General features: G+C 69.1%; 4 protein-coding genes. All 4 read left to right on the forward strand.

The genetic code is table 11. The annotated features are described in order from the left end of the window. Positions 1–2,975, forward strand: a 2,975-nt coding sequence (gene mfd, locus QN345_RS14105) for a transcription-repair coupling factor (RefSeq protein ID WP_323508774.1), incomplete at its 5' end; no start/stop codon positions are given. After that, positions 2,972–3,769 carry a MazG family protein gene (locus QN345_RS14110; protein WP_322140702.1) on the forward strand — a complete coding sequence of 266 codons (798 nt, stop codon included), beginning with the start codon at positions 2,972–2,974 and terminating at the stop codon, positions 3,767–3,769. The genes mfd and QN345_RS14110, both read left to right, overlap by 4 nt. Positions 3,770–3,816: 47 nt before the next feature. Beyond that, entirely contained in the window at positions 3,817–5,094 is a 1,278-nt protein-coding gene (hisS, locus tag QN345_RS14115; RefSeq protein WP_322136231.1) for a histidine--tRNA ligase, read from the forward strand. A gap of 124 nt (positions 5,095–5,218) precedes the next feature. After that, on the forward strand, positions 5,219–6,455 hold a 1,237-nt coding region (gene eno, locus QN345_RS14120), incomplete at its 3' end, for a phosphopyruvate hydratase (RefSeq protein WP_323508775.1).

The raw sequence follows: 6,455 nt of genomic DNA on the forward strand, positions 1-6,455 counted from the left end.
AGCTGCTGCTGAGCCCCGCCGTGCGGCAGCGCGCCCGCGAGATGCAGCACGAGTTCCCCAGCCTCGCCGGCCTCCTCGCGAAGATCGCGGAGGGTATCCCTGTCGAGGGCATGGAGAGCCTCGCGCCCGCCCTCGTCGACCGGCTCGTGCCGATCACGCACTACCTCCCCGCCGAAGCCGCCGTCGCCGTGGTCTCGCCCGAACGTGTCGCCAGCAGGGCGATCAGCCTCGCCGAGACGAACCGCGAGTTCCTCGGGGCGGCCTGGAGCGCAGCGACCGCGGGTGCAGACGCCCCGATCGACCTCGAGTCCGGCGACTTCCTCACCCTCGGCCGGCTGCGCGACTCGGTCACGCACACCGCTCCCGGCGCGCCGGCCTCCGCGCACGTCTGGTGGACTTTCAGTTCCTTCCAGGCCGCCCCGACGGATGCCCCGGTCCTGCCAGAGCACCGCGAAATCGACGACCTCCTCACCCTCAGGGTCGAGGGCGAGGCGGTCCCCAGTTTCCAGGGCAGCGTCGAGGGCGCCATCGGGCACCTCAGCAGCCGGATGAAGGACGGCTGGACCGTCGGCGTGCTCGCCCAGGGTGCCGGGCTCGTCGAACGAGCCGCCGCGGTGCTCGCCGAGCACGAACTCCCCGCCCGGATCGTGACCGAATGGCCGTCAGAGCCGGAACCCGGCATCGCCTACCTGCTGAAGGCATCCGTCGACCACGGTTTCGAGCTCGCCGAGACGAAGCTCACCCTCGTCAGCGAGTCCGAGTTCTACGGACGCACGGTCGGCTATGACGCCCGCCAGGTGAAGAAGCTCGCGAGCCGGCGCAAGAACGTCGTCGACCCGCTGCAGCTCAAGGCCGGCGACCACGTCGTGCACCAGACCCACGGCATCGGCCGGTTCGTGGAACTGACCCAGCGCGAGGTGTCGAGCGGCGGCCGCAACCCGGTCAAGACCAAGCGCGAGTACCTCGTGCTCGAGTACGCACCGTCCAAGCGCGGGCACCCCGGCGACAAGCTCTTCGTGCCCACCGACCAGCTCGACCTCGTCAGCCGGTACATCGGCGGTGAGGCGCCCGCGCTCAGCAAGATGGGCGGCAGCGACTGGTCGAGCGCGAAGTCGAAGGCCCGGCACGCGGTGCGGGACATCGCCGTCGAGCTCGTCAAGCTCTACTCGGCACGGATGGCGAGCAAGGGCCATGCCTTCGGGCCCGACACGCCCTGGCAGCGCGAGCTCGAGGAGGCGTTCCCGTTCGCGGAGACCCCCGACCAGCTCACGACGATCGACGAGGTCAAGGCCGACATGGAACGGCCCATCCCGATGGACCGGCTCCTCTCCGGCGACGTCGGCTTCGGCAAGACCGAGGTCGCCGTGCGCGCAGCATTCAAGGCGATCCAGGACGGCAAGCAGGTCGCGATCCTGGTGCCGACGACCCTGCTGGTGCGCCAACACATGGAGACCTTCCAGGAGCGATTCGCCGGGTTCCCCGTGCACATCCGCGCCCTGAGCCGGTTCCAGACCGAGAAGGAATCCCGGGAGACCGTCGCCGGCATCCTCGACGGCACGGTCGACCTGGTGATCGGCACCCACCGGCTCCTGACCGGGTCGATCATCTTCAAGGACCTCGGCCTCGTCATCATCGATGAGGAGCAGCGGTTCGGCGTCGAGCACAAGGACGCCCTCAAGAAGCTCAAGACCAACGTCGACATCCTCGCCATGAGCGCGACGCCGATCCCGCGCACCCTCGAGATGGCGGTCACGGGCATCCGCGAGATGTCGACCCTCGCGACCCCGCCGGAGGACCGGCACCCGATCCTCACGTTCGTCGGGCCGTACTCCGACCGGCAGGTCGCCGCGGCCATCCGGCGCGAGCTGCTCCGCGAAGGCCAGATCTTCGTCGTGCACAACCGGGTGTCGAGCATCAACAGGATCGCCGCTCACATCGCCGAACTCGTACCGGAGGCCCGGATCGCCGTCGCACACGGGCAGCTGCCCGAGGCGCAGCTCGAACAGGTCGTCGTCGACTTCTGGGAGCGCAAGTTCGACGTGCTCGTCTCGACGACGATCATCGAGACCGGCCTCGACATCGCCAACGCGAACACCATCATCATCGACAGGGCGGACAAGTTCGGGCTGAGCCAGCTGCACCAGCTGCGCGGCCGGGTCGGCCGCGGCCGGGAGCGCGCGTACGCATACTTCCTCTACGACGAGAACAAGCCGCTCACCGAGATCGCCCACGACCGGCTCTCCACGATCGCCGCGAACAACGAGCTCGGCGCCGGCATGCAGGTCGCCCTGAAAGACCTCGAGATCCGCGGGGCAGGCAACCTGCTCGGCGGCGAACAGGCCGGGCACATCGCCGGGGTCGGTTTCGACCTCTACCTGCGGATGATCGGCGAGGCGGTGAGCGCCTTCCGCGGCGACGTCGCAGAGGGCCAGACCGAGCTCCGGCTCGAGCTGCCCGTCGACGCGCACATCCCCGAGGACTACGTCGACAGCGAGCGCCTCCGCCTCGAGGCCTACCAGAAGCTCTCCGCGGCGAGCTCGCCGACCGCGGCCAGGGACCAGATCGACCTCGTGCTCGAGGAACTCACCGACCGCTACGGCGAACCCCCGCAACCGGTGCAGAACCTGATCCTGGTCTCCCGGCTGCGCTGGCTCTCCCAGCAGGCCGGCCTGAGCGAGGTCGTCGCGATGGGCTCCAACCTGCGGGTCGCCTCTGCCGACCTCGCCGACTCGATGCAGGTACGCCTGAAGCGGATGTACCCCGGCTCGCGGTACACCGTCGCAACCGGGGCCATCATGGTGCCGATGCCGCGGATCAACGACGAACCGCTCGGCGACGCCGCCCTGATCGCCTGGGCCGGCTCCCTGCTCGCCGCGATCTTCCCCCGTCCCATCGAGGAGCCCGTTGCGCCGGGCGCCGCACCCAAGGCTGCACCGACGACCACGCAGAACCCCAACCCCAGGAGGAAGTCGTGACCGACGCCAACCCGATCGACGCCCCGATCGACCCGCGGACCGATACCCCGATCGACGTCCTCGTCCGGACGGTCGCGCGGCTGCGCGCTCCCGGCGGCTGCCCCTGGGACATGGAGCAGACCCACGCCTCCCTCGTGCCCTACCTGCTCGAGGAAAGCCACGAGCTGGTCGAGGCGATCGAGGCCGGTGGCCGCGAGGAACTCCTCGAGGAACTCGGCGACGTGCTCTACCAGGTCCTCTTCCATGCCGACCTCGCCGCGCACACCGCCGGCGAGGACTTCGACCTGCAGGATGTCGCCGCGAGCCTCACCCGGAAACTCGAGGGCCGGCATCCGCACGTCTTCGGAGACCTCGACCTCGCGACCGCGGACGACGTCGCCGCGGCCTGGGACGGTTTCAAGGCCACCGAGAAGCCCGGCCGCACGAGCGTACTCGACGGCATCCCGCAAGGCATGCCCGCTCTCGCCCTCGCTGACAAGGTGCTCGGGCGCGCCCAGAAGATCGGGCTGCTCGATGCGGACGGCGCCGACTTCCCGCTCCCGCTCGAGAGCGAGGACGAGCTCGGCCCCCTGCTGCTCGCGATCGTCTCCGCGGCGAAGGCTCGCGGCCTCGACTCCGAACGCGCCCTGCGCACCGCCGTGCGCGGGCTCCAGGACGAGATCCGTGCCGCTGAGCTCGACAGCGCGGGGCTCGACGGTGCGGGGTTCGACAGCGCGGGGTTCGACGGTGCAGCGGATGCCGCGACCGACTTCTCGGATGCCGGCATCATCGGCCTCCCCGCCGACAACGACTGACCGCCACTGGGCCGGGCCGCCCGGCCCGACCTGAGACAATGGATTCCATGGCAACACAGGTGACCCCGCCGCGCGGCATGCGCGACTTCCTCCCCGCTGAGAAGGCCGGTCGCGAGCACGCGCTCGGCGTGATCCGGCGCAGTTTCGCCGCGCACGGCTTCGACGAGATCGAGACCCCGGTCATGGAAGACTCCGCCCGGCTGCACTCCGGCCTCGGCGGCGACAACGAGAAGCTCGGCTTCGCGGTGCTCAAGCGCGGCCTCGCCCCTGCCGACGCCCTCGCCGCCGCGGAGTCCGGCGACCTGCTCGGCCTCGCCGACCTCGGCCTCCGCTTCGACCTCACCGTCCCGCTCGCCCGGTTCTACGCGACGCACCGCGCCGCCCTGCCCACGGTGTTCCGGGCGATCCAGATCGCCCCGGTCTGGCGGGCCGAACGCCCGCAGAAGGGCCGGTACCGCCAGTTCGTGCAGTGCGACATCGACATCATCGGCGAGGCGGGCCCGCTCGCCGAGATCGAACTCATCACGGCGACGATGGCCGCCCTCGACGCCCTCGGCCTCACCGGCTGCTCGGTGCGCATCAACGACCGCCGCATCCTCACCGCCCTGCTCGCGTACTGGCAGGTCCCTGCGGATCTGTTCGAGCGGGCCCTGATCACGATCGACAAGCTCGACAAGATCGGCGTCGACGGCGTCGTCACCGAACTCGACGGCCTCGGCATCCCCACCGACGGCATCGCGGAGACCCTCCGCTCGATAGCCTCGGCCGGCTGGGACCTGCTCGGCTCGGCCGGCGAGCCCGATGCGTCCGCAGCACCCGCCTGGCTCGACCCGGTCGCCTACGCCGACCTGCTCGCCCTCCGCGACGCGCTCCCCGGCGCCGACCTCGTCTTCGACCCGACGCTCGTGCGCGGCATGGGCTACTACACCGGAACGATCTTCGAGATCGCGCACCCCGATCTCGGTTACTCGCTCGGCGGCGGCGGCCGGTACGACGGCATGATCGGCCGATTCCTCGGCGTCGACGTTCCCGCCTGCGGCTTCTCGATCGGCTTCGAACGCATCGTCGACCTGCTCGGCGGCACCGGCGCATCCGCCGAGAACGCCGTTGTGCTCATCCACGAGAAGGACGCGGCTCCCGGCCGCCTCGTCGCCCTGAAGACCGCACTCGTCGCCGAGGGCCTGCGGGTGCGGCTCGAACACCGCACCAAGAACCTCAAGGCCCTGCTCGGTCGCGCTGCCGAGGCGGGCTATGGGCGGTACGCCTTCGTCACCGATGAAACAGCGGACGCCGCCGCGCTCGACTTCCGCCCGCTCGCGGGCTGATTCCCGCGCTCGGAGCCTCCGTCGCTAGACTGTTACATGATTGGAACACAGTGTCGTCTTCCTGCACGTTCCCCCCATACCAACACCCCACCCATTAGGAAATAACAGGAAACAGGAGATAGCTGTGGCTCTCATTGAGGCAGTAGTAGCGCGCGAGATTCTCGACTCCAGAGGCAACCCGACCGTCGAGGTCGAGGTATTGCTTGATGACGGCTCCGTAAGCCGTGCCGCCGTTCCGTCGGGCGCATCCACCGGTGCGTTCGAAGCTTATGAACTTCACGACGGCGACAAGTCGCGTTACCTCGGCAAGGGCGTCCTCAAGGCCGTCGACGCCGTTATCGACGAGCTCGGCCCGGCAGTCGAGGACCTCGACGCCACCGACCAGCGCATCGTCGACGCCGTACTTATCGAAACCGACGGCACCGAGAACAAGCACCGCGTCGGCGCCAACGCCATCCTCGGCGTGAGCCTGGCCGTCGCCAAGGCCGCAGCCACCTCGGCCGGCCTGCCCCTGTTCCGCTACCTCGGTGGCCCGAACGCGCACACCCTTCCGGTCCCGATGATGAACATCATCAACGGTGGCTCGCACGCCGACAACGACGTGGACATCCAGGAATTCATGGTTGTCCCGCTCGGTGCCGAGTCCTTCGCCGAGGGCCTCCGCTGGGGCACCGAGACGTACCACGCCCTGAAGGCCCTGCTCAAGTCGAAGGGCCTCTCCACCGGCCTCGGCGACGAGGGTGGATTCGCTCCGAACCTCCCGAGCAACCGTGCGGCACTCGACCTCATCGTCGAAGCCATCACCAACGCCGGCTACACGCCCGGCAAGGACATCGGCCTGGCACTCGACTGCGCCGCGTCCGAGTTCTACAAGGACGGCGTCTACCACTTCGAGGGCAAGGAACTTTCTGCCCAGGAGCTGTCCGCGTACTACGTCGACCTCGTCAAGTCCTACCCGCTCGTGTCGATCGAAGACCCGCTCGAGGAAGACGACTGGGATGGCTACGTGCACCTCACCGCCGAAATCGGCGGCCTCGTGCAGATCGTCGGAGACGACCTGTTCGTGACCAACCCGGAGCGTCTTGCCAAGGGCCTGGCCCTCGGCACGGCCAACTCGATCCTCGTCAAGGTCAACCAGATCGGTACCCTCACCGAGACGCTCGACGCCGTTGCCCTCGCGCAGCGCGCCGGCTACACGACCGTCATCTCGCACCGCTCCGGTGAGACCGAAGACACCTTCATCGCCGACCTCGCGGTCGCGACGGATGCCGGCCAGATCAAGACCGGAGCGCCTGCCCGCTCCGAGCGCGTTGCCAAGTACAATCAGCTGCTGAGGATCGAAGAAGAGCTGGGCGAGGCCG

Source organism: Cryobacterium sp. 10I1 (genome assembly GCF_035019805.1).
In the GTDB taxonomy this organism is placed as follows: Bacteria; Actinomycetota; Actinomycetes; order Actinomycetales; family Microbacteriaceae; genus Cryobacterium; species Cryobacterium glucosi.